The 24,304-nt window shown below is 70.5% G+C and carries 20 protein-coding genes and 4 pseudogenes; 15 read left to right on the forward strand and 9 right to left on the reverse strand.

Features of this window, described 5'->3' with window-relative positions:
* Positions 1 to 121: 121 nt before the first annotated feature.
* Entirely contained in the window at positions 122 to 1,495 is a 1,374-nt protein-coding gene (locus RUTHE_RS14720; RefSeq protein WP_021099284.1) for a DUF1800 domain-containing protein, read from the forward strand.
* Positions 1,496 to 1,498: 3 nt separating this feature from the next.
* The gene (locus RUTHE_RS14725) at positions 1,499 to 2,692 is read left to right on the forward strand and encodes a DUF1501 domain-containing protein (protein ID WP_021099285.1); all 1,194 of its coding nucleotides are present in this window, start codon (positions 1,499 to 1,501) and stop codon (positions 2,690 to 2,692) included.
* A 159-nt stretch (positions 2,693 to 2,851) separates the two neighbouring features.
* Here RUTHE_RS14725 and RUTHE_RS14730 read toward each other — a convergent pair whose 3' ends face one another.
* The gene (locus tag RUTHE_RS14730) at positions 2,852 to 3,595 is read right to left on the reverse strand and encodes a Bax inhibitor-1/YccA family protein (protein ID WP_021099286.1); all 744 of its coding nucleotides are present in this window, start codon (positions 3,593 to 3,595) and stop codon (positions 2,852 to 2,854) included.
* Between the two features lie 114 nt (positions 3,596 to 3,709).
* Positions 3,710 to 3,934 carry a DUF1127 domain-containing protein gene (locus tag RUTHE_RS14735; RefSeq protein ID WP_021099287.1) on the reverse strand — a complete coding sequence of 75 codons (225 nt, stop codon included), beginning with the start codon at positions 3,932 to 3,934 and terminating at the stop codon, positions 3,710 to 3,712.
* A 140-nt stretch (positions 3,935 to 4,074) separates the two neighbouring features.
* On the opposite strand from RUTHE_RS14735, the gene RUTHE_RS14740 reads away from it, so the two are divergent.
* The 3 genes and pseudogenes from RUTHE_RS14740 (at position 4,075) to RUTHE_RS14750 (ending at position 6,415) form a co-directional block, all read left to right on the forward strand.
* Positions 4,075 to 4,971, forward strand: a complete 897-nt coding sequence (locus RUTHE_RS14740) for a LysR family transcriptional regulator (protein ID WP_021099288.1) — start codon at positions 4,075 to 4,077, stop codon at positions 4,969 to 4,971.
* A gap of 171 nt (positions 4,972 to 5,142) precedes the next feature.
* On the forward strand, positions 5,143 to 5,520 hold the full coding sequence (locus RUTHE_RS14745) for a helix-turn-helix domain-containing protein (RefSeq protein WP_021099289.1): 378 nt from the start codon (positions 5,143 to 5,145) through the stop codon (positions 5,518 to 5,520).
* An 87-nt stretch (positions 5,521 to 5,607) separates the two neighbouring features.
* Positions 5,608 to 6,415 (forward strand): annotated as a pseudogene (locus RUTHE_RS14750) (inositol monophosphatase family protein).
* Positions 6,416 to 6,433: 18 nt separating this feature from the next.
* Here RUTHE_RS14750 and RUTHE_RS14755 read toward each other — a convergent pair.
* Together RUTHE_RS14755 and secG are read right to left on the reverse strand one after the other, a co-directional pair.
* Positions 6,434 to 8,076, reverse strand: a pseudogene (locus tag RUTHE_RS14755) (CTP synthase).
* Positions 8,077 to 8,207: 131 nt separating this feature from the next.
* Positions 8,208 to 8,573, reverse strand: coding sequence for a preprotein translocase subunit SecG (gene secG / locus RUTHE_RS14760; RefSeq protein ID WP_021099292.1), 366 nt, complete (start codon positions 8,571 to 8,573; stop codon positions 8,208 to 8,210).
* Between the two features lie 524 nt (positions 8,574 to 9,097).
* On the opposite strand from secG, the gene RUTHE_RS14765 reads away from it, so the two are divergent.
* Together RUTHE_RS14765 and RUTHE_RS14770 are read left to right on the forward strand one after the other, a co-directional pair.
* Positions 9,098 to 10,387 (forward strand): adenylosuccinate synthase, encoded by a 1,290-nt coding sequence (locus RUTHE_RS14765; protein ID WP_021099293.1) that lies wholly within the window; start codon positions 9,098 to 9,100, stop codon positions 10,385 to 10,387.
* Between the two features lie 5 nt (positions 10,388 to 10,392).
* Complete coding sequence (locus RUTHE_RS14770) at positions 10,393 to 10,641, forward strand: DUF2842 domain-containing protein (RefSeq protein WP_021099294.1); 249 nt, start codon at positions 10,393 to 10,395, stop codon at positions 10,639 to 10,641.
* A 52-nt stretch (positions 10,642 to 10,693) separates the two neighbouring features.
* On the opposite strand, the gene RUTHE_RS14775 is transcribed toward RUTHE_RS14770, so the two are convergent.
* Both RUTHE_RS14775 and RUTHE_RS16570 read right to left on the reverse strand, forming a co-directional pair.
* A complete protein-coding gene (locus tag RUTHE_RS14775; protein ID WP_144079684.1) occupies positions 10,694 to 12,043 on the reverse strand; it encodes a hypothetical protein in 1,350 nt (449 codons plus the stop codon).
* 519 nt (positions 12,044 to 12,562) lie between these two features.
* A pseudogene (locus RUTHE_RS16570) lies at positions 12,563 to 12,785 on the reverse strand (hypothetical protein); the annotation flags it as partial.
* Positions 12,786 to 12,863: 78 nt separating this feature from the next.
* Between RUTHE_RS16570 and RUTHE_RS18470 the strand changes: the two are divergent.
* The 3 genes and pseudogenes from RUTHE_RS18470 to RUTHE_RS14790 all read left to right on the forward strand — a co-directional run.
* Positions 12,864 to 13,217 (forward strand): annotated as a pseudogene (locus tag RUTHE_RS18470) (thiamine pyrophosphokinase); the annotation flags it as partial.
* 182 nt (positions 13,218 to 13,399) lie between these two features.
* A complete protein-coding gene (locus RUTHE_RS18475) occupies positions 13,400 to 13,594 on the forward strand; it encodes a motility associated factor glycosyltransferase family protein (RefSeq protein ID WP_021099297.1) in 195 nt (64 codons plus the stop codon).
* Positions 13,595 to 13,747: 153 nt separating this feature from the next.
* Positions 13,748 to 14,194: a copper chaperone PCu(A)C gene (locus tag RUTHE_RS14790; protein WP_245542264.1), complete on the forward strand. Its 447-nt coding sequence runs from the start codon at positions 13,748 to 13,750 to the stop codon at positions 14,192 to 14,194.
* 57 nt (positions 14,195 to 14,251) lie between these two features.
* Here the strand turns inward: RUTHE_RS14790 and RUTHE_RS14795 are convergent, their stop codons facing one another.
* From RUTHE_RS14795 to RUTHE_RS14805, 3 genes are all read right to left on the reverse strand, one after another.
* Complete coding sequence (locus tag RUTHE_RS14795) at positions 14,252 to 14,773, reverse strand: flavin reductase family protein (RefSeq protein ID WP_040646061.1); 522 nt, start codon at positions 14,771 to 14,773, stop codon at positions 14,252 to 14,254.
* A 40-nt stretch (positions 14,774 to 14,813) separates the two neighbouring features.
* A complete protein-coding gene (locus tag RUTHE_RS14800; RefSeq protein WP_021099300.1) occupies positions 14,814 to 15,074 on the reverse strand; it encodes an antibiotic biosynthesis monooxygenase family protein in 261 nt (86 codons plus the stop codon).
* An 86-nt stretch (positions 15,075 to 15,160) separates the two neighbouring features.
* Entirely contained in the window at positions 15,161 to 16,264 is a 1,104-nt protein-coding gene (locus tag RUTHE_RS14805; protein ID WP_245542265.1) for a Gfo/Idh/MocA family protein, read from the reverse strand.
* Between the two features lie 232 nt (positions 16,265 to 16,496).
* On the opposite strand from RUTHE_RS14805, the gene iolE reads away from it, so the two are divergent.
* The 5 genes from iolE to RUTHE_RS14830 form a co-directional block, all read left to right on the forward strand.
* Positions 16,497 to 17,396 carry a myo-inosose-2 dehydratase gene (gene iolE, locus RUTHE_RS14810; RefSeq protein WP_021099302.1) on the forward strand — a complete coding sequence of 300 codons (900 nt, stop codon included), beginning with the start codon at positions 16,497 to 16,499 and terminating at the stop codon, positions 17,394 to 17,396.
* Between the two features lie 179 nt (positions 17,397 to 17,575).
* Complete coding sequence (locus tag RUTHE_RS15700) at positions 17,576 to 20,395, forward strand: sensor histidine kinase (protein ID WP_021099303.1); 2,820 nt, start codon at positions 17,576 to 17,578, stop codon at positions 20,393 to 20,395.
* 11 nt (positions 20,396 to 20,406) lie between these two features.
* Entirely contained in the window at positions 20,407 to 20,841 is a 435-nt protein-coding gene (locus RUTHE_RS14820; RefSeq protein ID WP_021099304.1) for a response regulator, read from the forward strand.
* Between the two features lie 12 nt (positions 20,842 to 20,853).
* Positions 20,854 to 22,830, forward strand: coding sequence for a response regulator (locus tag RUTHE_RS14825; RefSeq protein ID WP_021099305.1), 1,977 nt, complete (start codon positions 20,854 to 20,856; stop codon positions 22,828 to 22,830).
* Positions 22,831 to 22,845: 15 nt separating this feature from the next.
* Positions 22,846 to 24,304: AMP-binding protein (locus RUTHE_RS14830; RefSeq protein ID WP_342662256.1), on the forward strand; the 1,459-nt coding region annotated here is incomplete at its 3' end.

Genomic DNA, 24,304 nt, shown 5'->3' on the forward strand with positions numbered 1-24,304 from the left:
ACGGCGTAAGCCCGCCGACGAGGCCGCCAAAGAGCCATGGAAGGGGCACGGGCCCCCTCCGCCTGGGTCGCGGCCCCCTTATGCTGGGGCCGACGCGAGGGGGGGAAGGGGGGAGGGGGCCGTGACCTTCGATCCGCATCTGGCCGCGATCCGCTTCGGCACCGGCCTGTCGCCGTATCTGCCTCCGCCGTCCTCGATCGAGGCCATGCTGGAGCGGCTCGCCGGTCCCGACGTGGCGGCGCGCGCCATCCCCGCCATGTCCTACACGGAGGCTCTGGCGATCGAGAGGGCCTTCGCGCAGGCCAACAGACAGGCCCGCAACGGCGAGACGGCGGCGATCCGTGCCGCCGCCAGGGCCGAGCGCGACCGCCTGCGCCGCCTTGTCGAGCCCACGCGCCTTGCCCAGTTCCGCACCGTGCTCGCCCGGCAGGTGGCCAGCGAGGACGCCCTGCGCGAACGGCTCCTGCTCTTCTGGGCCAATCACTTCACGGCCCGTCCCAAGACGACCGTCGCCGGCATCCTGATCGCCCCCTATGTGGAAGAGGCGATCCGCCCCCATGTCGCGGGGCGCTTTGCCGACATGCTGACGGCGGTCGCCCTGCACCCGGTGATGGTCGCCTATCTGGATCAGGCGCGGTCCATCGGACCGGGCAGCATCCAGGGCCGGCAGAGCGGGCGGGGCCTCAACGAGAACTACGCGCGCGAGCTGCTGGAGCTGCATACCGTCGGCGTGGGGGGCGGCTACACGCAGGAGGATGTGCGTCAGCTGGCGCTTCTGCTGACCGGCGTGACGGTCGCGGAGGGGCAGACGGTCTATCGCCCGCGCTGGGCCGAGCCGGGGGCAGAGACGGTTCTGGGCCGGACCTATCCGGCAGAGGCCGATCTGGCCACGGTGCAGGCGGTTCTGGCCGATCTTGCCGTCCGGCCCGAGACGGCCCGCCATCTGGCCCGCAAGCTCGCGGTCCATTTCGTCTCGGACGCGCCCGAGGAGAGGCTGGTGGAGGCGCTGGCCGGGGAATGGCTGGCCAGCGGGGGCGATCTGCTCGCCGTGACGGGGGCGCTGCTGCGCCATCCCGCCGCCTGGTCACCCCGGAAGGACAAGGTCAAGCCCCCCGTCGATTTCATCGCCTCTGCCCTGCGGGCGCTGGGGCTGGGGGCGGACTTCCTCCTGCCCCTCGGGTTCCGCGAGACGCGGCGGCTCCTTGCCAACCCCCTCGCCGTGATGGGCCAGCCCTGGCAGGATCCGCCGGGACCCGATGGCTGGCCCGAGGCCCCGGAGGCCTGGATCACGCCCCAGTTCATGGCCGCGCGCATCGACTGGGCCATGAACCGGCCCGAGGAGATGCAGCCCGACCTGCCCGACCCGCGCGATTTCGTGCGCATCGCGCTGGGTCCGGCGGCGCGCGAGGAAGTCATCTTTGCCGCGCATGCCGCCGAGCGGCCCTCCGAGGCGATCGGCGTGATCCTTGCCTCGAGCGATTTCCAGAGGAGATGAGGCATGGCCGTCCTGCTCAACCGCCGGCAGATGATCGGGGGGCTGGCCCTCGGCTGTTCCGCCGCCGCCTCGCCCCTTGTCACCCCCATCGCCTTCGCCCGCGCCCCCTGGGAGGAGCGCCTTGTCGTGCTGATCCTGCGGGGGGCGATGGACGGGCTCGACGCGGTCCGCCCCGTCGGCGATCCGGCCTTCCGGGCGCTGCGACCCACCTTGTCGGAGGGCGGGCTGCCGCTCGACGGCTGGTGGGAGCTGCATCCCGCGCTCGGGCCGCTTCTGCCGCTGTGGCAGGCCGGCGAATTCGGCGCGGCCCATGCGGTGGCCACGCCCTATCGCGACCGGCGCAGCCATTTCGACGGACAGGACATCCTCGAGGCCGGGACGGGCGGGCCAGATCTGATGCGGCTGCGCGATGGCTGGCTCAACCGGGCGCTTGCCCTGCTGCCGGGGGTGGAGGCCGAGACAGCCTTCGCCATCGGGCGCGAACATCTGCTGATCCTGTCGGGACAGGTGCCCGTCAGCCAGTGGTCCCCCGAGGCGCGGCTGCGCCTGTCCCCCCAGGCACGACGGCTCATCGAATCGGTTCAGCATGACGACCCGCTGTTCCGCGATGCCTCGCTCATGGCGATGGAGATCGTGGACGAGCTCGCCGCCGAGGCCGAGGAGGGGGGGCAGGCGATGATGGCCGGCCCCGCCGCCGGCGGCGGCCCCCATGGCCAACTGGCCGACTTCGCCGCCTCGCGCCTGCGCGGAGAGACGCGGATCGCGAGCTTCTCGCTCGGGGGATGGGATACCCATGTGCAGCAGGCGCAGAACCTGACGCGCGCCCTGGGGCGCCTGGCCGAGACGATCCTGGCGCTGAAGGACGGGCTGGGGCCGCTCTGGGACCGCACGGCGGTGCTCTGCCTGACCGAGTTCGGCCGCACCGCGCGCGAGAACGGCTCGGGGGGGACGGATCACGGCACGGGGGGGGCGATGCTGTTCGCAGGCGGGGCGCTGCGCGGGGGGCGGGTGCTGGGGGACTGGCCCGGTCTCGATGAGGCCGATCTCTATCAGGGACGGGACCTCATGCCCACGCGCGATGTCCGCGCCCATGCCGCCTGGGTGCTGCGCGCCTTTGCGGGATTGTCGCGCCCCGATCTCGAAGGGACGGTGTTCCCGGCCCTCGACATGGGATCCGACCCGGGCCTTGTCCTCTAGCCGCCCGTCCGCCCGCCCGGCGGGGGACGGGATCGGCGGGCATCGCGGCCTGCATGGCTGCGCGGGGGGGCGGATGCGAAAAGGGGCCGGCGCGGCCGCCGACCCCCATCCGTCGAAACCATCCCCTTTCGGGACCCGCCCTGCGGCAGGTGCTGCGGCTTACTCGCGATTGCCGAGGAAGCTCAGCAGGAAGGTGAAGATGTTGATGAAGTTGATGTAGAGGCTCAGCGCCCCGAGGATCGCCGACTTGCCCAGCCATTCAACATCGCCATGGGCGGCATGGGCGACATATTCGGACTTGATGCGCTGCGTGTCATAGGCGGTCAGACCGGCAAAGATCAGCAGGCCGATCACCGACACGGCGAAGTGGATCGCGGGCGAGCCGATGAAGATGTTGATGAGCGAGGCCACGATCAGCCCGATCACCCCCATGATGAGGAAGGATCCCCAGCCGGAGATGTCGCGCTTGGTCGTGTAGCCCCAGAGCGAGAGGCCCGCAAAGGCGATCGCGGTGACAAGGAAGGTCTGCGCGATGGACAGGCCGGTGAAGGCGGCGAAGATCCAGGCGAGCGACAGCCCCATCAGCGCCGAGAAGAGGTAGAACAGCCCCTGCAGCCCCGCCGCGGAGACGCGGTTGATCGCCCCGCCGATGACGAAGACGAAGATCAGCGGCGCGAACATCGCGATCCAGCCCAGGATGTTCGGCTGGAGCGTCACGGGATCGCGGAAGATGGACAGCAGCGCCGGCGACGACCCGACCGCCCAGGCCACGCCGGCTGTGACCAGCATGCCCACGGACATCGTGCCGTAGACCTTGTTCATGTGGGCGCGCAGCCCCTCGTCGATCCGCGCGGCGCGGGTGCCGACGGTGGTCCCTGCGCGGAGCGTGTTGAAATCTGCCATCGATCCCCTCCGTTCGTGTCTCCCCAAGGGGCCGCCCATGCGGGCAGCGCCTTTGGGCCAGCATATCGGAAGGGGGGGATGGCATTTCAAGACGCAATCGGCCGCAGCCTCGATCTACCGCAGCCAGTGGGCCGGCACGTCCCAGATGGGCCGCTCCGCCTCCTGCAGGGCCTGATCGCGCGTCAGGCCGATGTCGCGCAGGATGTGATCGTCCAGGTCCGCCAGATGGCGGCGCGAACGGCCGCAGTCGAGACGCCGCAGCAGCCGGCCCCAGGGCGGAAGACGCAGGGCGGCCGGGCGAAGGCGGACAAGGGCAGGGAAGGACAGCGGGCGGTCCATGATGGACTCCGGTTTGCAGGGGATTGGCGATGCAGGATCGTGATGACAGGCGGGGCCGCCATTCCGATGCTTGATGGATCGCATGGAATGCGACATCATGGAAATGAATGTTTGTCGGGCCATCCATCAGGTATCGTGATATGCCGCGCAATCTCGACCTGACCGCCCTGCGGTCCTTCCTGACGGTGGCCGAATCAGGCGGGGTGACGCGGGCGGCGGGTCTGCTGAACCTCACCCAATCCGCGGTTTCGATGCAGATCCGGCGGCTGGAGGAGGGGCTCGGCCTTGATCTGCTGGACCGCTCCGGGCGCGGGGTGGCGCTGACCCCTGCGGGAGAGCAGCTCCTGGCCTATGCGCGCCGTCTGATCGCGCTCAATGACGAGGCGCTGGCGCGGCTGACTGCGCGCGGACAGGAAGGCGAGATCGTGCTTGGCGTGCCCTGCGACATCGTCTTTCCGGCGATTCCGGCGGTGCTGCGCCGCTTTGCCCGGGACTTTCCGCGCATCAAGGTCAATCTCGTCTCCTCCTTCACGCGCATGCTCAAGGACGGGTTCGAGAGGGGCGCGATCGATGTCATCCTCACGACCGAGGATCATGTTCCCCCGGGGGCCGAGACGCTGGCCGTGCTGCCGCTGGTCTGGGTCGGGGCGCGGGGCGGGCGGGCCTGGCGCGAAAGGCCGCTGCGCCTGGCCTTTTCCACGCAATGCATCTTCCGCCAGCCGGTGCAGCGCTGCCTCGACCGGGCCGGCATCCCCTGGGAGATGGCCGTGGAAACGGCTTCAGACGGGTCGGTGCAGGCGACGGTCAGTGCCGATCTGGCTGTGCAGACGCTGCTTGACGGCACCTTCGCGGCCCGCGACGATTCCCTGTTCGAGGTGATCGATCACGGCGGGGCGCTGCCCGAACTCTGGTCGGTGCATATCAATCTCTATGCCCGTTCACCGGCTGTCCTGCCGGCACAGGCCGATCTGCTGGAGCTGATCCGTCAGGAGTATGGGGCAGCCGGAAGCGGGGGCGGGCGCCTGGTCGCGGCCTGAGCGGGCAGCCACCTGTCCAAAAAGCCAAGATGCATTTTGCAACCTATCCGTGTTTGCTCCAGATGCGGCACTCCCGTATGCGGGGATCGCACGTCGGGGGGCGCGGGCCGGGGACGGGCCGGATCCCCTTCGTCCGACTGGTCCGAAGCGCAGACAGTGAAAGGTGAAGGCATGACGAAACACCCGGTCGATGTTCATGTGGGCAAGCGGATCCGACACCGGCGCTGGACGATCGGCGTCACGCAGCAGCAGCTTGCCGATCGCGTGGGAATCAAGTTCCAGCAGATCCAGAAATACGAAACCGGCATGAACCGCGTCAGCGCCTCGCGCCTGTGGGACATCGCGCATGCGCTGGGGGTGCCGGTCGCCTTCTTCTTCGAAGGGCTCGAGAACGGCGCCCAGCCGGATCTGGCTGTCGGCCCGAGCATGCCCGGCGACATCCTCGCCGACCGTGAGGCGCTCGAGCTGCTGCGCAACTACTACGCCATCCCCGAGGCCCAGCGCCGCCGGCTCTTCGATCTCGCCCGCGTCCTCAGCGACGCTGCCTGAGGATCCACGGCCCGGCTTGACCGGCCTGCCTCGGCCGCGCTAGCGCTCCGCCACCCCAAGACGCGGAGCCGGCCTGTGCCAGACGACATGAGAGATGCCCTCTGCCCGCAGACGCGGGCGGCGCTGATTGCCGCTGCCCATGCCGTCGCCGATGCCGCACGGCCCGAGACGCTGCGCCATTTCCGCCGCGGCATCGCCGCCGACGACAAGGGGCCGGAAGGGCGCTATGACCCCGTGACGGAGGGGGACCGCGCCGCCGAACGGGCGATGCGCGACGTTCTGGCCCGGCTGCGTCCGGAGGACGGCATCCTGGGCGAGGAATACGGAAATCGCCCCGGAACCAGCGGGCTGACCTGGGTCCTCGATCCCATCGACGGCACGCGCGGCTATCTGTGCGGCACGCCGACCTGGGGGGTGCTCGTCTCGGTCGCGGATGGCCGGGGTCCGCTCTACGGCCTGATCGACCAGCCCTATACGGGCGAACGTTTCGAGGGGGGGGTTCGGCTTGGCCCGCCTCGTCGGCCCCCATGGCGAGCAGGCGCTGCAGACCGCCGCCCCCCGACCACTGGCCGAGGCGCGGCTGCTGACCACCTTTCCCGAGATCGGCACTCCGGCCGAACGGGCCGCCTTCGGCCGCGTGGCCGAGCGCGTGCGCCTCGTTCGATACGGGATGGATTGCTATGGCTATGCCCTGCTGGCGCTGGGGCAGGTGGATCTGGTGATCGAGGCCGGGCTGCAACCCTATGACGTGCAGGCGCCGATCGCCGTCGTCACGGCCGCCGGCGGCGTCGCGACCGATTGGGAGGGGCGCCCCGCCCATGGGGGCGGGCGGCTTCTGGCGGCCGCCAATCCGGCGATCCATGCCGAGGCGCTGGCCCTGCTGGCCGGGGTCTAGACCAGCCGCGCCGATTCCCTAGACCAGCCGCGCCGATTCCATCGCCGCCTTCACGAATCCCGCAAAGAGCGGATGCGGATCGAAGGGCTTGCTCTTGAGCTCGGGGTGAACTGGACGCCGATGAACCAGGGATGCCCCGACCATTCGACGATCTCGGGCAGGCGGCCATCGGGGCTCAGCCCGGTGAAATGCAACCCCGCCTCCTCCAGCCTCTCGCGATAGGCGATATCCACCTCATAGCGGTGGCGATGGCGCTCCTCGATCTCGGTGGCGCCATAGACCTGGGCCACCAGGCTCCCCGGCTTGAGCAGGGCCGTATAGGCCCCGAGGCGCATCGTCCCGCCCTTGTCATCGGTCGCCTTGCGCTCGATCACGCGGTTGCCCTGCACCCATTCCTTGAGGTGATAGACCACCGGGGTGAAGCGTTTCGCCCCGGCCTCGTGATCGAATTCCTCCGATCCCGCATCGGGCAGCTTCGCGACGTTGCGGCTGGCCTCGATGACGGCCAGCTGCATGCCCAGACAGATGCCGAGATAGGGCACCTTGTGTTCGCGGGCAAAGCGGGCGGCGGCGATCATGCCCTCGGTCCCCCGTTCGCCAAAGCCGCCGGGCACGAGGATGCCGTCAAAGCGTTCGAGGAAGGGGGCGGGATCCTCGCGCTCGAAGATCTCCGAATCGACCCATTCGGGGATCACCCGCACCCGGTTGGCCATGCCGCCATGGGTCAGGGCCTCGGCGATCGACTTGTAGGCATCCTCGAGCTGCGTGTACTTGCCCACCACGGCGATGCGCACCTCGCCCTCGGGATTTTCCAGCCGGTCCATCACATCGATCCATCGGGACAGATTGGGCCGCGGCGCCGGGGCGATGCCGAAGGCGTCGAGCACCGCCTGATCCAGCCCCTCGCGGTGATAGGCCAGCGGCGCCTCGTAGATGGATTTCAGGTCGTAGGCGGCGATCACCGCCTCCTTGCGGACATTGCAGAAGAGGGCGATCTTCTCGCGTTCGCGGTCCGGGATCGGCTGTTCCGAGCGGCAGACCAGGACATCCGGGGTCAGGCCGATGGATTGCAGCTCCTTGACGCTGTGCTGGGTGGGCTTGGTCTTCAGCTCGCCGGAGGCGGACAGATAGGGCAGCAGCGTCAGATGCATCAGGATGCACTGGCCGCGGGGGCGCTCGTGGATGAACTGGCGGATCGCCTCGAAGAAGGGCAGACCCTCGATATCGCCGACCGTGCCGCCGATCTCGCACAGCATGAAATCGGTCTCGTCCTCGCCGATCCGGAGGAAGTCCTTGATCTCGTTGGTGACATGGGGGATCACCTGGATCGTCTTGCCCAGATAGTCGCCGCGCCGCTCCTTCTCGAGGACGTTGGAATAGATGCGCCCGGCCGAGATGGAATCGGTTCGCCGGGCTGCGACCCCCGTGAAGCGTTCGTAATGGCCCAGATCGAGGTCCGTCTCTGCCCCGTCATCGGTCACGAAGACCTCGCCATGTTCGAAGGGCGACATGGTGCCGGGATCGACATTCAGATAGGGGTCCAGCTTGCGCAGTCGCACCGAGAAGCCCCGCGCCTGCAGGAGCGCCCCCAGCGCCGCCGAGGCCAGCCCCTTGCCGAGCGAGGAGACCACGCCGCCGGTGATGAAGACATAGCGTGCCATGACGGTCCCCCGTGGTTCCTTCGAAACGGTCGCTGCGAATCGGTCCGGCGCGCCGGTCGGTCTGCGCCGCCACGGGGCTTCGTCCTAGCCCGGAACGCCCCGTGAACGCAACCGGACTGGCGAGGAGATCCTCAGTCCCCTTCGGGAACGAGAGGCGCCACCGGCGGGGGCAGCAGATCGGCCCCCGATCCCAGATCGGGCACGGCCGGGGCGGCTTCGTCCTCCCCGGCGGAGGCAGGCAGGTCGAGCCCGATCTGATCCACGACCGAGGCCGTCGCTGACCGTTCGGCCGCCAGGATCGTGAGGGCAAGCGAGGCCGCCATGAAGGCGCCGCCCAGCCACCATGTCAGCTTGCCCAGTGCCGTGGCCTGGGCGCGTCCCGTCATCACGCCGCCGACCCCCATGCCGAGTCCTCCGCCCTCGGACCGCTGGATCAGGACGATCCCGATCAGCGCCAGCGCAAGCAGGAGCAGGATGACGAGCAGGACGGTTTCCATGAAGCCTCCGGGGGCGGTGCGGCAGGCGCCGGGACGGTGCAACGCAAGGCTTCTAGTGATCCCTCGTCCCCCCGGCAAGCCCCGGCGGCGTCCTGCCGCGCATGCCCTCCGCGCATGCCCGGCCCGAGACAGCCGGCGTTCACGGTTTGTTAACCTTTTCATGCGATACCGGATCCGTGATGCCCCCGAATCGAAAGGATCCCCATGCAGACTGCCTTTCCCCCTTTCTCCCCTGCGCCTCCGTTTCCCCTTCGCGCGCCGCCTTTCGTGCATCGCCTCGTGCATCGCCGTGCCTCTGGCCATCTCCGGGTCTGACGGGCGTCCTGTCCGGTCTGCCCGGCCTCTCCGGTCCCGGGGTCCGCTGGCCGGCGATGCGGGCCGGGATGCGCGCCCGATCCCCCTGATCCTGCGGGGCTGCCGGCAGGGTGGATGGCAGGCAGGGGGCGCCTTTCGTCCTGCCTCCTTTTCCCCTCGCCCTCGCGCCGTTATAGGGGGCGCGTTTGCCGGCAAGCGGGAGAGGGATCATGGCCAACGTCGCCGTCGTGGGCTGCCAGTGGGGCGACGAGGGGAAGGGAAAGATCGTTGACTGGCTGTCCGAACGCGCCGGCATCGTCGTGCGCTTCCAGGGCGGCCACAATGCGGGCCATACCCTTGTCATCGACGGGACCACCTACAAGCTGTCGCTCCTGCCCTCGGGGGTGGTGCGCGGCAAACCTTCGGTGATCGGCAATGGTGTCGTGCTCGATCCCTGGGCCCTGCTGGACGAGATCGACCGCCTGGCCGCTCAGGGGGTGCGTGTCACGCCCGACACGCTCATGGTGGCCGAGAATGCCCCGCTCATCCTGCCTCTCCATGGCGAGCTGGACCGCGCGCGCGAGGCGCAGGCCGGCGCGGCGCGGATCGGCACCACGGGGCGCGGCATCGGCCCCGCCTATGAGGACAAGGTCGGCCGGCGCACGATCCGCGTGGCGGATCTGGCCGATGCGGCGACGCTCGATCTGCGGCTTGACCGCCTGCTGCTGCATCACGATGCGCTGCGCCGGGGTCTCGGCCTGCCCCCCGTGGACCGCGAAGCCCTGCGTACCGCGCTGCTGGAGGTGGCTCCCCGCCTGCTGCCCTATGCCCGTCCCGTCTGGCGCGTCCTGAACGAGGCGCGCCGCCGGGGCGAACGCATCCTGTTCGAGGGGGCGCAGGGCGCGCTTCTCGACATCGATTTCGGCACCTATCCCTTCGTCACCTCCTCCAACACGCTGGCGGGGATGGCGGCCACGGGGACGGGGCTGGGGCCGACAGCGATCGACTTCGTGCTCGGTATCGTCAAGGCCTACACGACACGGGTGGGGGAGGGACCCTTCCCGACCGAGCTGCACGACGCCGACGGCGAGCGTCTGGGCACGCGCGGGCATGAATTCGGCACCGTCACGGGGCGCAAGCGACGCTGTGGATGGTTCGATGCGGTCCTCGTGCGGCAGACCTGTGCCACCTCGGGGGTCACCGGCATCGCGCTGACCAAGCTCGACGTGCTGGACGGTTTCGAGAGGCTGCGGATCTGCACCGGCTACGAACTCGATGGCGAGAGGCTGGATGCCCTGCCTGCCGCGGCCGACCGCCAGGCCCGCCTGCGCCCGATCTACGAGGAGATGGACGGATGGGCAGAGTCGACCGCCGGGGCGCGGTCCTGGGCCGATCTGCCCGCACAGGCCATCAAGTATGTCCGGCGTATCGAGGAGCTGATCCAGTGTCCGGTCGCCCTCGTCTCCACCTCGCCCGAGCGGGACGACACGATCCTCGTCACCGACCCCTTCGCGGACTGACGCCGATGGCCCTGTCCTACCGCGCCCGCCGGATCTGGTCCCTGGTGGTCCTTCTGATCGGGCTGCCGCTGTGGATCGTGCTGGCGGTGACGGGGGTGGACTGGCTGCGCGAATGGGCGGGGCGCCCCGTGTGGTGGCTGGAGTTCCTGATCTTTGTCGCCCTGGGGATCGTCTGGGCGCTGCCCTTCCGCGGCATCTTCCGCGGCGTGGGGCGCGGGGATCCGGACGCAGGGCCGCAGGAAGGACAGGAATGACAGGGGGGGGGCGAAGCGCCCCGCCCCCCCTTCCGAGATGGGATCGCCGCCGTCAGCCGGCGCGGCGGTCGGGGTGAAAGCGGCTGTCGCCGGCCACCGCGAAACGTCCGCCCCGGACGCGCATGATGCGCCCCGTGCGCAAGAGGATCCCGAAGGAGCGCAGCCCGTCCTCGCGCGAGACGGGATGAGGGCTCGCCTCATGGAGCTTGTCGAGGATCTGGGGCCGCGAGAAATCCTCGGCCCCTTCGACGACGCTGGTATAGACGGCCGCCGCTTCCAGGATGTCGGTCAGCGAGGTGGCCCCCATCTCGGCGGCGAAGGCCGCGAAGGAGCCGGTCGTCCGGGCCGCCGTGGCGGCTCGGGCAGGTGGGGCGGTCCGGGCGGACGGGGCAGAGGATGCCGCCGCCGCGGCCTCGGCGGTGATGCGGTCGAGCATCACCCGGCGCGGCCGCACCGGTTGGACGGGCGCAGGACGGGGCTGACGGGCCGGGGCCGGCTTCGCCTCCTCGGTCAGGTCCACGCGCTGGCTGGCCACGAGCTTGAGCGGCGCCGGGCGGGGCCGTTCCCCCCGCGCGGCCGCAGCGGGCAGGGGGCGCCGCGGGTGCACGACCTGCCGCAGATCGTCGCGGAAGGCGTCCTGGCGGTTCTCGGCCCGGCCGCTGGGATCGGTCTCGCCCAGCCGCCGTGCCGCTTCGGTCGCGGCGACCGCCGCCTTGAGCTGGGCGATGGCCTCCCGCCGACGCTGCGCCTCGGGATCGGCCAGGACGGCGTCGGTGCGCGAGATGATCCGGGACAGCGCGGCTTCGTCCGCCTCGGGGGTCCGGCCCAGGATGGGATGGGCGGAGACAGGCCGCAGGGGAATGGCCTCAGAGGGGGGCTCTGCCTCTGCCCCGGCCGGAGAGGCGGCCGCCGCCGCCCCGGTCGGTTCCCGTGCTTCGGCCTGCGCATCGTCCTGTGGGCCGGGCTGCCCGTCGTTCCCTGCGTCGTCCCGCGCGATCACCGTTCCTTCGATCACCGTATCCGCATCGGCGGCGAACAGGTTCTCCACCGCGCGGGGGCGCCCCCCTTCCTCGGCCATGTCCGGCTCGTCGGTCCACAGCAGCGCCGGATCGTCCCCCCTCTGCTCGGAGGCCGGCACGGCCTCTGCCTCGGGCGGTTCGGAGGCGGAGGCTTCGGGGGCCGAGGATCCGGGATCCACCATGGCCAGCTCGGCCTCGAGGGCCGCCAGTTCCGCCTGAAGCGCGGCCTCGGCCTCGGGCGAGAGCCCGGAAGCCGGCGCCGCCTCGCCCTGCGGGGTGGCGTCGTCGGCCGTCTGGTCTCCGGCGGGGGGTTCTCCGGTCGAGGCGGTCCCGAGCGCCCTGCCGGTCTCATCCCCCGGATCCGGCATCACGCTCGCCGGCACGTCCGTTTCCCTGTCCTCCGGCCTTGCGGCCCCGGCCGTCCCGGCAGCGGCCAGAGCCTGCTCCAGGGCAGCCCGTCGGAGGCGCAGGACACGGGGCCTGTGCGGCTGATCGGCGGCCATGGTCTTCCCGGTCTCTTCGGGCGGCTCTGCGACGGCGGCCGCGGTTCCGCTGCCACCGGCGGCAGGACGGGCATCCCGATCAGGGGACAGGGCAGGGTCCCGGGCCGTCGCGATGGCAGGTTGGGCCGTCGCCCCCTCTCCGTCGTCCCGGCCCGCGCGGCCGACGACAGCCCGGATGCGGTCGAGCCCGGGTGGCCAGGCCGTCTTCTCCGGCGGGCGGTGGCATCGGGGAGGGCGGCACGGCCCCGGCGGCAGGACGGTCTTCGGAAAGGGTGGGACTTCGGGCCGTCGCCCCGGCCGGCGCGGCGGGATCGAGGGGCAGGCCGGCCTCCGCCTGTGGCCGGGGAGGATCGGATTCACCAAGCGGCCCGGCCGCGCGCAGCACCAGCCCCGATGTGCCCATCCGGGCCTCGACCCGACGTGCGATCTCCCGTTCGGCGATGCGCGCCAGCATCTCCGGGTCGGGGGTGGGCGGCGTGGCGCCGAAATAGCGGTCGTCGGCGGCCAGATCCCGGAAATACTCCGCGATGGCCTTCATCGTCCCGAAGGCATCATCGAATCCCTCGAGCGTGCAGGAGAACGTCCCGTAGGAGACGGTGAGAATCTTGTGGGATCCGACCATGATGATGCTCGCTCTACTACCAGTGCAGCCATGAAAGGTTATGTCGGATTGAGCCGAAAGGCAGGGCAAGGGGGGCAGATGCGGGGTTCTTTTCGTGACGGAGTCGGGGCGTCGTCTGCGGCTGGTGGACAATCCGCCGCAGACGGGGTCATCGTTCATGCCCAGGAGGGGGTCACGCTTGCCGGGGGGGCGGCCTTTGACGGCGGGGACCTGCGCGACTCGCTTGCCCTGGCGCCGCGGCTGGTGGCCGCCGATGGCGGCGCGGACCGTCTGCTTGCGCTCGGCGCCCTGCCGGAGGCGGTGATCGGCGACATGGACAGCCTGTCCGCGGCTGCGCGCGTCCGCCTGACAGGGCGCCTCCATCCCGTGCCCGAGCAGGAGACAACCGATTTCGACAAGGCCCTGACGCGCATCCGCGCCCCTCTGGTCATCGGCCTCGGCTTCACGGGCGGACGGATCGATCATGAACTGGCCGCCTTCCACAGCCTCGTGCTGCGGGCGGACCGACCCTGCCTGCTTCTGGGGCAGAGACGCTGGCCCTGCATTGTCCGCCGCGGCTCGATCTCGCCCTGGCGCCGGGGACGCCCGTCTCGCTGTTTCCGCTGGGCGAGGTCATGGTCGGTTCGGCGGGGCTGCGCTGGCCGACGGGGGGGCTGCGCTTCTCTCCGCTGTGCCGCATCGGCACCTCGAACGAGGCCCTGGGGCCGGTGCAGCTCAGGCCGGATCGGCCGGGGATGCTGCTCCTCCTGCCGCGCGAGACCTTGCAGGGGACGGTCCGGGCCCTGACCGCCGCGCCCCGCTGGACCTGACCGTCACGGCCTCCGGTCAGCCTGTCGCATGGCCCGACCCAACCGCTCATGCTAGGCCGCGGGCCATCAGGAACCCCAGGGGATCACAACCGATGCTTCGCACTGCGCTCGCTGCCCTGCTGCTGTCTGCCGCGTCCGGCCCTGGCCGCAGGGGTGGAGGTGCATGAGGCCTATGCCATTTCCGCCATGCCGGGGGCCCGTTCCGGCGCGGCCTTCATGATCATCCACAATCACGGTGGCCCGGATGACCGGCTGCTGGCTGCCCGCTCTCCCGCGGCCGAGCGGGTGGAAATCCACACCCATGTCATGGAGGACGGCATCGCCCGCATGACCAGGGTGGAGGAGCCGCTTCCCCTGCCTGCGGATGGCGAGATCGTCATGGAACGCGGCGGCCTGCATGTGATGTTCCTCGGCCTGACGGAGAGCTGGGAGGACGGGGACATCGTTCCCCTGACGCTCGTCTTCGAGAAGGCGGGCGAGATCACGATCGACGTGCCGGTGGACCTTGATCGCCTGGACGGGGAAGCGCCGGGCGGGGCCTCGGGCATGGATCATGGCGCCGGCCATGGCATGGATCACGGGATGGGGCAGGGCGGCTGATTCCCCTTGCCGGAGCCGGGAGAGCCCCGCCCCGGCGGGGCCCCTTCGGGACGCGGCTCAGGACGCGGCATCGGGGCCCGGATGCCGGTCGGCGCGGGGAGCGAAGCTGCCGTAGCGGCCGCCATGGAACACGAGCGGTTCGGCCTCGCTCCGCATCGCCTCGAAGACGCGGCCCACGAGGATCGCATGATCCCCCCCGTCGAAGACGGCATGGCGCCGGCACAGGAAGCGGGCATGGCAGCCGCCGATCAGGGGCAGTCCCTCCGGACCCGTGAGGAAGGGCATGTCGACCGGATCTGCCCGCACGAAGGCATCGCAGACGGCCTGCTGATCGGCAGCGAGGACATGGATGGCAAAGGCCTCCGCCTCGACGAAGACGCCGAAGCGGCGCGAGGCGCGGGCCGGCGACCACAGCACGAGCGGCGGGTCCAGCGACAGCGAGGCAAAGCTGTTGGCCGTGATGCCGACGGGCCGGCCGTCGCGGCCGCGCGTGGTGACCACGGTCACGCCGGTGGCGAAGGCCCCCAGCGCGCGGCGGAAGGCGCGCGGATCCGCCTCGGGGCGGAAGGCCGGGGGCAGGGCGGGGACGCGGGTCAGGAGACGACCTCCTCGGAATGCGTCACGACCGGGCGGCAGCAAAGAAGGGAGAGACGAGCGCGCGCCAGCGCCCGAAGGCCTCCGAGCCGCGGAAGCCTTCGGTGTGATCCTCGAGCCGCTCCCAGCGGACGAGCAGGCGATAGCGTGCCGGATCCTCGATCACACGGTGGAGCGACAGGCCCAGACAGCCCGGAGAGGCCTGGAAGAGGGGGCGTGCCTCACGGACGGCGGCCTCGAAGGCGGGGCCATCGGTGACGACGAATTCGGCAGTCTCGAGGATCATGGGGCCTCCGGCAGGGATTCGGGACGGCAAGGTGGAACGTCTGTCCCGCGCCGTCCAGTCCCTTCGGCTCCGGCCGCCCCTCCGGCTCAGGCCGTCTCCACCCAGCGGCCTTCGCGGGCCGATTGCAGCACCGCCTCGACAAGGGCCTGGATGCGGGCGCCCGCGGCAAAGCCAAAGGGTTCGGGGGCGCGCCCGGCGAGGGCCTCGAGGAAGCCGGCAATCTCGATCGCCTTGAGATCGTTGAAACCGAGCTGGTGGCCGGGGGCCACGCAGAAACGCCCGTAGGGGGGATGGGCGGGACCGGCCTCGATGCGGCGAAAGCCCTGCCGGCCGGCGGGGTCGTCGGTCAGGTAGAGATGCAGTTCGTTCAGCCGTTCCTGCGTGAACAGCAGCGCTCCCTTCGATCCGTGGATCTCGAAATCATGCTGCATCTTGCGCCCCGTGGCGATCCAGGAGGCCTCGAGGCTGCCCGAGGCGCCGCAGGCAAAGCGCAGATGGGCCCGGGCGATGTCATCGGTCTGCACGGGGCGCATGCCGCCCCGGCCGTCCGGGCGTTCGGCAATCGCGGTGACGGCATCGCCCAGCAGCCGCGTGATGGGCCCCATCAGGAATTCGGCAGTGGCCAGCGCATGGGAGCCCAGATCCGCCATCACGCCCCCGCCCACCGGATCGTTGCGGAAGGAGAAGGGGGTGGCGGCATCGGCCATGTAGTCCTCGGCATGGATGCCGCGATAGCTGCGGATCTCGCCGATCTCGCCCGATTCGATGATCTCGCGGGCCAGCCGCAGCATCGGATTGCACAGGTAGTTGAACCCCACCTGGGTCACCGCGCCTGCCCGCGCGGCCGCCTGGGCCATCTCTCGCGCCTCGGCGGCGGTGGGGGCCAGGGGCTTCTCGCAATGGACAGCCTTGCCCGCCGCCAGCGCGGCCAGGGCCATCTCCCGGTGCAGGGCGTTGGGTGCGGTGACATGCACGACATCCACATCCGGATCGGTCACCAGCGCCCGCCAGTCGCCCGTGCCGCGGGCAAAGCCGAGCTCCTGCGCCGCGCGCGTGGCGGCCTCCGCGGTCGCGTCGGCCAGAACCGTCAGCTCCACCCGGAACGGCAGATCGAACACCTTCTGCGCAATCCCATAGGCAAAGGCATGCGCCCGGCCCATGAACCCCGAACCGATCAGCCCGACACGCAAGAGAGGCTTGCCCGTCATGATGCACCGCAGAAGAAGACAGCAGAAGGCGGGCGGACCTTGCCTTGCCGTCCGGTCCTGTCCAGAGGCCGGGGCCCGGAACCCATCAGGCCTGATGGTTGTTCCTGCTGCCTTCTGATGCGATCTCGTCAGGGATTTGCGGTCCCTGCTTGCCCGCTGCACGCGCTTCGCGCATGGAGGCAGGCATCGCACGCCCCATACCGGAGAGGACGACATGAAGGCCCGTCTCGGCATCGCCCCGATCGCCTGGTGGAACGACGATCTGCCCGAGCTGTCGGACGATGTGAGTCTGGAGGAATGCCTGCGTCAGGCGGCCGAGGCCGGATTCGCCGGCATGGAGACGGGGCGGCGCTTTCCGATGGACTGGTCCGCTCTCGGTCCGGTGCTGGAACGTCACGGGATGCGGGTCTGCGGCGGCTGGTTCTCCGGTCGGCTGCTGGAGGGGGATATCGAGGCCGAAAAGGACCGCATCCGGGCCCAGATGGACCTGTTCATCGCGGCGGGCGCCCCCGTCATCATCTATGGCGAAACGGCGCGCTCCATCCAGGGCGACCGGTCGGCGCCGCTGGCCACCAAGCCCCGGCTCGACGACGACCAGATGCGCAGCTACGGACGCAGGATGACGGCCTTTGCCGAATGGTGCGCCGATCAGGGGATGCCGCTGTCCTACCACCACCACATGGCCGCCGTCGTGGAGACCGAGGAGGAGATCGACCGCTTCATGGCCGCCACCGGCGAGGCGCTGCCGCTGCTGTTCGATGCGGGGCATCTCGCCTTTGCGGGGGGCGATGTGCTGGGGGTGATCGACCGCCATCATGCCCGCATCAATCATGTCCACACCAAGGACGTGCGCCTTGACGTCATCCGCTCGCTCGACCGTTCGCGCGAGAGTTTCCTCGATGCCGTGATCAAGGGCGCCTTCACCGTGCCGGGCGATGGCGATCTGGATTTCGGCGCCATCGTGAAGCGCCTTGCCCATCACGGTTATGAGGGCTGGTTCGTGGTCGAGGCCGAACAGGATCCCCGCAAGGCCCCGCCGGCCGAGATGGCCCGCATCGGTCATCGCGAACTCCTTCGCGTGCTGACCGAAGCCGGCTACGAGATCGCATCCTAAGGGCCGCTTCGGCACGCCGGCCCTCCTGCGGGGGGCTCGGGCAGGCCTCGCCGCAGGACGTTGCGGCCTGCCCTGCGGAAGGTTCTGGAACCGGCCGGCCCGTCATGCGTTAAGGGCCGAAGGTGGTCCGGGGGACGGGGCCTGTCGTGACGGCAGAGGGTAGAAGGGGCAAAGCGCCGGTGCGCCGTGCGCATTCGGTGCGTCAGCATCTCTATCTCCATGCGCTGGGCCTCATGCTGCCGATCCTGCTGCTGGTCGGCATCCTGCTCTGGCAGACGAACGCCGCCGAGCGGGCGCGCGTGGAGAGCGAGGCCCTTGCTACCGCCATGCGCCTTGCCTCTGCCGTGGAGCGCGAACTGACGGCGCTGCATGCGGCCCTCGATGTGCTGTCGCTGTCGGAGCGGTTGCGATCGGGCGATTTCGAGGAATTCCACCAGCAGGCCGTCTCCCTGCGCGAACGGCAGGGCCTGACCGTCTTCCTGCGCCGGCCGGACGGGAGCCAGATCCTGGATGCCCGCCGTCCCTGGGGCAGCCCGCTGCCCGATCTGAGCCTTCCCGTGGATGCCGGGCTGCTCGCCACCGGCCGGTCTGCCGTTTCGGGGCTCTATGTCAGCCCTGTCACGCAGGCCCCGGCCTTTGCCGTCGTGATGCCGGTGCAGGTCGCGGGGGGGCAGGGGGGCACCTATCTGCTGGGGCTGAGCCTCGATGCCGACCGGCTGGCCCCCCTGTTCGAGGAGGCGGGGGTCCCCGAACGCTGGACCGCCGCCATCGTCGATGCCGATGGCACGATCATGGCGCGCAACCGCGATGCGGCCCGCTTCGTTGGCACGCAGGCGACGGCGGATCTGATTGCGGCAACGACCGGCCTGCGTGGCACCTGGCCGGGGACCACGGCGGATGGGGCGCAGGTCTCCGGCGCCTATGCCCGCATTCCCGCAGCCGACTGGCGCGCGGCGATCGGCGTGCGCGCCGGAGAGATGGCCGCGCCCTTGCGCCGCTCGCTCGGGCTCATGCTGGCGCTGGCGGCGGGGCTGATCGGCCTGTCCCTGCTGCTGGCCTGGGTGTTCGAGCGGCGCATCGTCGGCCCCATCCAGGCCATCGGCCGGCAGGCCGAGGCGCTCGGCCGCGGAGAGCCGGTGGCGCCGCTCGAATCAGGCCTGGCCGAGGCCGATCAGGTCAGCCGGGCGCTGGGCGTGGCGACCGCCTCGCTGCACGAACGCAACCAGCTTCTCGATGTCCTCAACCGCCTCGGCCGCGAGATGGCCGGCGAGCTCGACCCCAGCCGCCTGATCGATCGTGTCACCGAAGCGGCCACGCTGCTGACCGGCGCGGCCTATGGCGCCTTCTTCGAGAGGCTGCCCGGTGCGGGCCCGGACGGGGGCGATCTGTGGCGTCTCGGCGCGCTGACCGGCGCGGAACGCGCGGCCTTCGAGCGCTTCGGCCTGCCACGTGCGACGCGCCTCTTCCGGCCTACCTTTGCGGCCGAAGGCCCTGTGCGATCCGACGACGTGCCGGCCGATCCGCGTTATGGCAGCCATGGCGGCCTGCCGGCCGGGCATCTGCCGGTGCGCAGCTATCTGGCCGTTCCCGTGGTCTCGGTCGGAGCAGGCACGCTCGGCGCGCTGCTCTTCGGTCATCCCGAACCGGCCCGCTTCGGCGAACGCGAGGAGCGTCTGGCCGAAGGTCTGGCCGGCCAGGCGGCGGTGGCGCTCGACAATGCCCGCCTGTTCGAGGCCGCCCGGCGCGAGATCGACAGCCGCCGCGCGGCCGAGGCCGCCCTCGCCCGGGCCGGGATGCAGGCCGAGGCGCGCGCCGCCGAACGCGCGGCCATCCTCGGTCAGCTGGCCGAAGGCGTCATCGTCACCGATGCCGAAGGGCGGATCGTCTTCGTCAACGAGGCGGCGGCCCGGCTTCATGGCACGGCCGATCTCGATGTCAGGCCCGAGGACTATGCCGGGCGCTATCATCTTCTGACGATGGACGGCCGACCCTATCCCAGCCATGATCTGCCCCTGGCCCGCGCCGTCCTGCATGGCGAAACCGTTCTGGATGCCCGCTGGCGCATCCGCCGCCCCGACGGGACCGAGGTGGTCGCCGTGGGCAGCGCCCGTCCCGTCTTCGCGCCGGATGGCACGCGGGTCGGTTCCGTCCTGACGCTGCGCGACGACACCCTGCGGGAGGCCGCCGAGCGCGAGCAGCGGCGCCTCAACGAGGCGCTGGCCGAACAGGCCGCCGAACTGGCCGAATCCAACGAGGAGCTGCAGCGCTACGCCTATATCGTCAGCCACGACCTGCGCTCTCCCCTTGTCAATGTCATGGGGTTCACGAGCGAATTGCAGACCCTGCGGGACGAGCTGCTCGCCGCCGGCGCCAGGCCCGGGGACGATCCCCTGCGCGCCCGCACGATCGCCGAATTCGACGAGGCGCTGGGCTTCATCAAGACCGCCACCGCCAAGATGGAGGGGCTGATCGCAGCCATCCTGCGCCTCTCGCGCGAGGGGCGGCGCCTGCTGCGGCCCGAGCCGCTGGCCATGACCCCCCTCATGCAGGGCATCGCCGATTCGATGCGCCATCAGACCGATGCGGCCGGCGCCGTGATCGAGATCGCCCCCGATCTCCCGGATCTGGAGGCCGACCGCCTCGCCGTGGAGCAGGTCTTCGGCAACCTTCTCGACAATGCGGTGAAGTATCTCGATCCGTCCCGCCCCGGCCTGATCCGCGTCAGCGGCGAGGAGAGGGGCCTGCGCGTGGCCTATCGCGTCGTCGACAACGGCCGCGGCATCGCCCCGCGGGACCATGCCCGCGTCTTCGAGCTGTTCCGCCGCGCCGGACCCCAGGATCGCCCCGGCGAAGGGATCGGGCTCGCGCATGTCCGCACCCTGGTGCGGGCGATGGGGGGACGGGTGGAGCTTGACTCCGAGCCCGGACATGGCACGACCTTCACCGTCATCCTCCCCCGCCGTCCGCTGCAGCGGTCCGCCCGGGCCGCAGCCGAATGAAGGAATCCCTCATGCACCCCGTCTGCATCGTCATGATCGAGGATGACGAAGGCCATGCCCGCCTGATCGAGCGGAATATCCGCCGCGCCGGGGTGCTGAACGACATCGTGCCCTGCCGGTCGGGGGGCGAAGCACTGGCCTATCTCTTCGGTCCCGACGGCTCGGGCGAGGTCAGCGCCCAGCGCCATCTGCTGATCCTGCTCGATCTCAACCTGCCGGACATGAGCGGCTTCGACATCCTCGAGCGCCTCAAGTCCAACGATCACACCCGCCGCTCGCCCGTGGTCGTCCTCACCACCACCGACGACCAGCGCGAGATCCAGCGCTGCTATGACCTCGGCTGCAATGTCTACATCACCAAGCCCGTAGACTATGACAACTTTGCCCATGCGATCCGCCAGCTCGGGCTCTTCTTCTCGGTGATCCAGGTTCCCGAGAACCCCTGAGGGAGGCCGGTCATGGAAGGCGAAGGGCCGCGCGTCCTCTACATCGACGACGATCCCGGTCTCGTCCGCCTCGTCGGCCGCACGCTGGCGGCCCGCGGTTATGCGGTCGAACATGCCTCCGATCCCGAACAGGGGCTGGCGCGCATCCGTGCAGGCGGCATCGCGGCGGTCGCCCTCGATCACCACATGCCGGGCCGCACGGGCCTCGATGTGCTGGCGATGATCCGCGCGCTTCCCGATCCGCCCCCCGTCATCTATGTCACCGGTTCGGAGGACAGCCATGTGGCGGTGGCCGCCCTCAAGGGGGGCGCCGCCGATTATGTCTGGAAGGACATCGAGGGGCATTTCCGCGAATTGCTGGCCGAGGCTCTCGGCAATGCGCTCGAACAGGCGCGTCTGCGGCGCGAGGCGGCCCGCGCCCAGGAGGAGGTGGCGCGCCTCAATGCGCTGTTGTCCGCCCAGGTGGACGAACGCACGCGCGAGAGGGACCGGCTCTGGCGCCTCAGCCGCGACCTGTTCGCCGTCATCGGCTTCGATGGCCGCCTGCGCAGCGTCAACCCGGCGGCCGAGGCCATCCTCGCTCGTCCTCTCGGGCAGATCGAGGGCGAGGATTTCCGCCGCTTCGTCCATCCCGACGACCGGCCTGCGGCCGAGGAGACGCATGCCCGCCTCGTGCAGGGACAGGCCATCCTCGGCTTCGAGATGCGTTTCGGCCGCCCGGACGGGAGCTGGCGTCATCTCGCCTGGACCGCCGTCTCCGAGGAAGGGCTGATCTACGGCACCGCCCGCGACGTGACCGACCAGCGCGCCCTCGAGGAGCAGCTCCGCCAGGCCCAGCGGATCGAGGCCCTGGGCCAGCTCACCGGGGGCATCGCCCATGACTTCAACAACCTCCTGCAGGGCGTCTCCGGCAGTCTTGAACTGATCCGCCGCCGTGCCGATGATCCCGCCCGGGTGCGCGCGCTGGCCGAAGCGGGGCTCGAGGCGGCCTCGCGCGGGGCGCGGCTGACGGCGCAGCTCCTCGCCTTCAGCCGCGATCAGCGTCTCGAGGAGCGCGCGGTTGCGCCCGATGCGCTCGTGGAAGGGATGCAGGACCTGCTGGAGCGCACGCTCGGACCGCTGGTGACGGTGCGGATCCGCGTCGGTGCGGCAGGGGTCACCGTGATCTCGGACCCGACCCAGCTCGAGATGGCGATCCTCAATCTCGCCATCAATGCGCGCGACGCCATGCCCGAAGGCGGCGCGATCACCATCGCCACGCGCCTGCTGCAGATCGCGGAGGATCCCGAACTGCCCCCTGGCGACTATGTCGATCTGTCCGTTGCCGACGAGGGCATGGGCATGCCGCCCGAGGTGGCCGCCCGCGCCTTCGAGCCGTTCTTCACCACCAAGGGCCGGGGCGCGGCACGGGGGCTCGGGCTCAGCCAGGTCTTCGGGATCGCGCGGCTCGGCGGCGGGACAGCGCGGATCGAGACGGAGATGGGGCGGGGAACGACCGTGCGGCTCCTGCTGCGGTGCTGCAAAGGAGCTGCGGTCAGCGAGGGGCCGCCCTCCCCGCAGTCCGGGACGCTGGGCCGCTCCGCGACCATTCTTGTCGTGGATGACGATGCCGGGGTCCGCCGCCTCCTGGGCGAGCAGGCCGCCCTTCTGGGCGCGCATTCCGAACTGGCCGCAGATGGCCCCTCCGCACTGGAGGCGCTGCGGCGGGGGCGGCCGGATCTGCTGCTCGTCGATTATGCGATGCCCGGCATGACCGGGGCGGAACTCGTGCGCGAGGCGCGGCGGCTCTGGCCCGGCCTGCCGGTCGTCTTCGCCACCGGCTATGCCGATTCGCAGGCCATCGAGGAGGCGGCGGGGGGCAGCGCGCGCATCCTGCGCAAGCCCTTCCGCCTGTCTGATCTGGCCGAGGCGCTGCGGGCGGCCCTCGAGGAGGCGCCGCCGCAGGGCGCCGCGCAAACCGTTCCCGATCCGCAGAGGCAACCCGGATGACCAATCCCCTGCATGATGCGCTTCTGGCCCCCGCATGAGGGGCGCGGCACGCCCTTCCTGATCCATCCCGACGGCGGCAGCCTGACGCATGCGGCCTTCCTGGATCGCGCCGCGCGGATGGCAGGAGCGCTGGCGTCGGCCGGCTTGCGCCCTGGCGACCGGCTCGCGGCTCTGGCCGGGAAATCCGCCGATTTTCTGGCCCTCTACGCGGCATGCCTGCGCGGAGGATTCGTCTTCGTTCCGGTCAATCCCGCCGCCACCGACGCCGAGGCGCGCTACTTCCTCGAGGACAGCGGGGCGGCCCTGCTCGTCTGCGATCCGGCGCGCGCCGAGGATCTGGCCTCCGCCGCCCCCCGCCTGCTGACGCTCGCCCCCGATGGCAGCGGCACGCTGGCCGATACCGCCGCGCAGGCCGCCCCCCTGCCGCCCGCCGCGCGCGGGCCGGAGGATCTGGCGGCGCTGCTCTATACCTCGGGCACCACGGGGCGGCCCAAGGGGGCGATGCTGACCCAGGACAATCTCCTGTCCAATGCCCGTGCCCTGACCGGACTGTGGCGCTTCACGGCGCAGGACGTCCTGCTGCACGCCCTGCCGGTCTTTCACACCCATGGCCTTTTCGTGGCTGTCAATGTGCCGCTGCTCTCCGGTGCAGCGATCCTGCTGCTGTCCCGATTCGATGCGGCCGAGGTCCTGCGCCTGATGCCGCGGGCGACCGTGCTGATGGGGGTGCCGACCTTCTATGTCCGCCTCCTGGCCGATCCGGGTCTGACGCGCGAGGCCACCGCGCATATGCGCCTGTTCGTCTCGGGCAGCGCGCCGCTCCTGCCCGAAACGCATGCGGCCTTTGCCGCGCGCACCGGGCATCGCATCCTCGAACGCTATGGCATGACCGAGGCGAACATGGTCGCCTCCAATCCCTATGAGGGGGAACGCCGTCCCGGCGCGGTGGGCTTTCCCCTGCCGGGGGTGGAGCTGCGCATCGTCGGCCCGGATGGCGCCCCCGTTCTCCCGGGCGGGATCGGCATGCTCGAGCTGCGCGGGCCGAACCTGTTCCGGGGCTACTGGCGTCAGCCGGAGAAGACCGCCGAATCCTTCCGCCCCGACGGGTTCTTCGTCACCGGCGACCTCGCCCAGTGCGATGCGGACGGTTATCTGCACATCGTCGGGCGGGCGAAGGATGTGATCATTTCCGGGGGCTTCAACCTCTATCCGCGCGAAATCGAGATGGTCCTGGACCGTGTCCCCGGCGTGCGCGAAAGCGCGGTCGTCGGTGTGCCCCATCCCGATCTGGGCGAGGCGGCGATCGCCGTGCTGGCCTGCGACCCCGCCCATTCCCCTGCGGCAGAGGCGATCCGTGCCGCGCTCGATGCTGAACTGGCCCGGTACAAGCATCCCCGCCATGTCGTGACCGTGGAGGAACTGCCGCGCAACGCGATGGGCAAGGTCCAGAAGGCCGCCCTGCGCGAACGCTTTG

The organism is Rubellimicrobium thermophilum DSM 16684 (assembly GCF_000442315.1).
Classification (GTDB): domain Bacteria; phylum Pseudomonadota; class Alphaproteobacteria; order Rhodobacterales; family Rhodobacteraceae; genus Rubellimicrobium; species Rubellimicrobium thermophilum.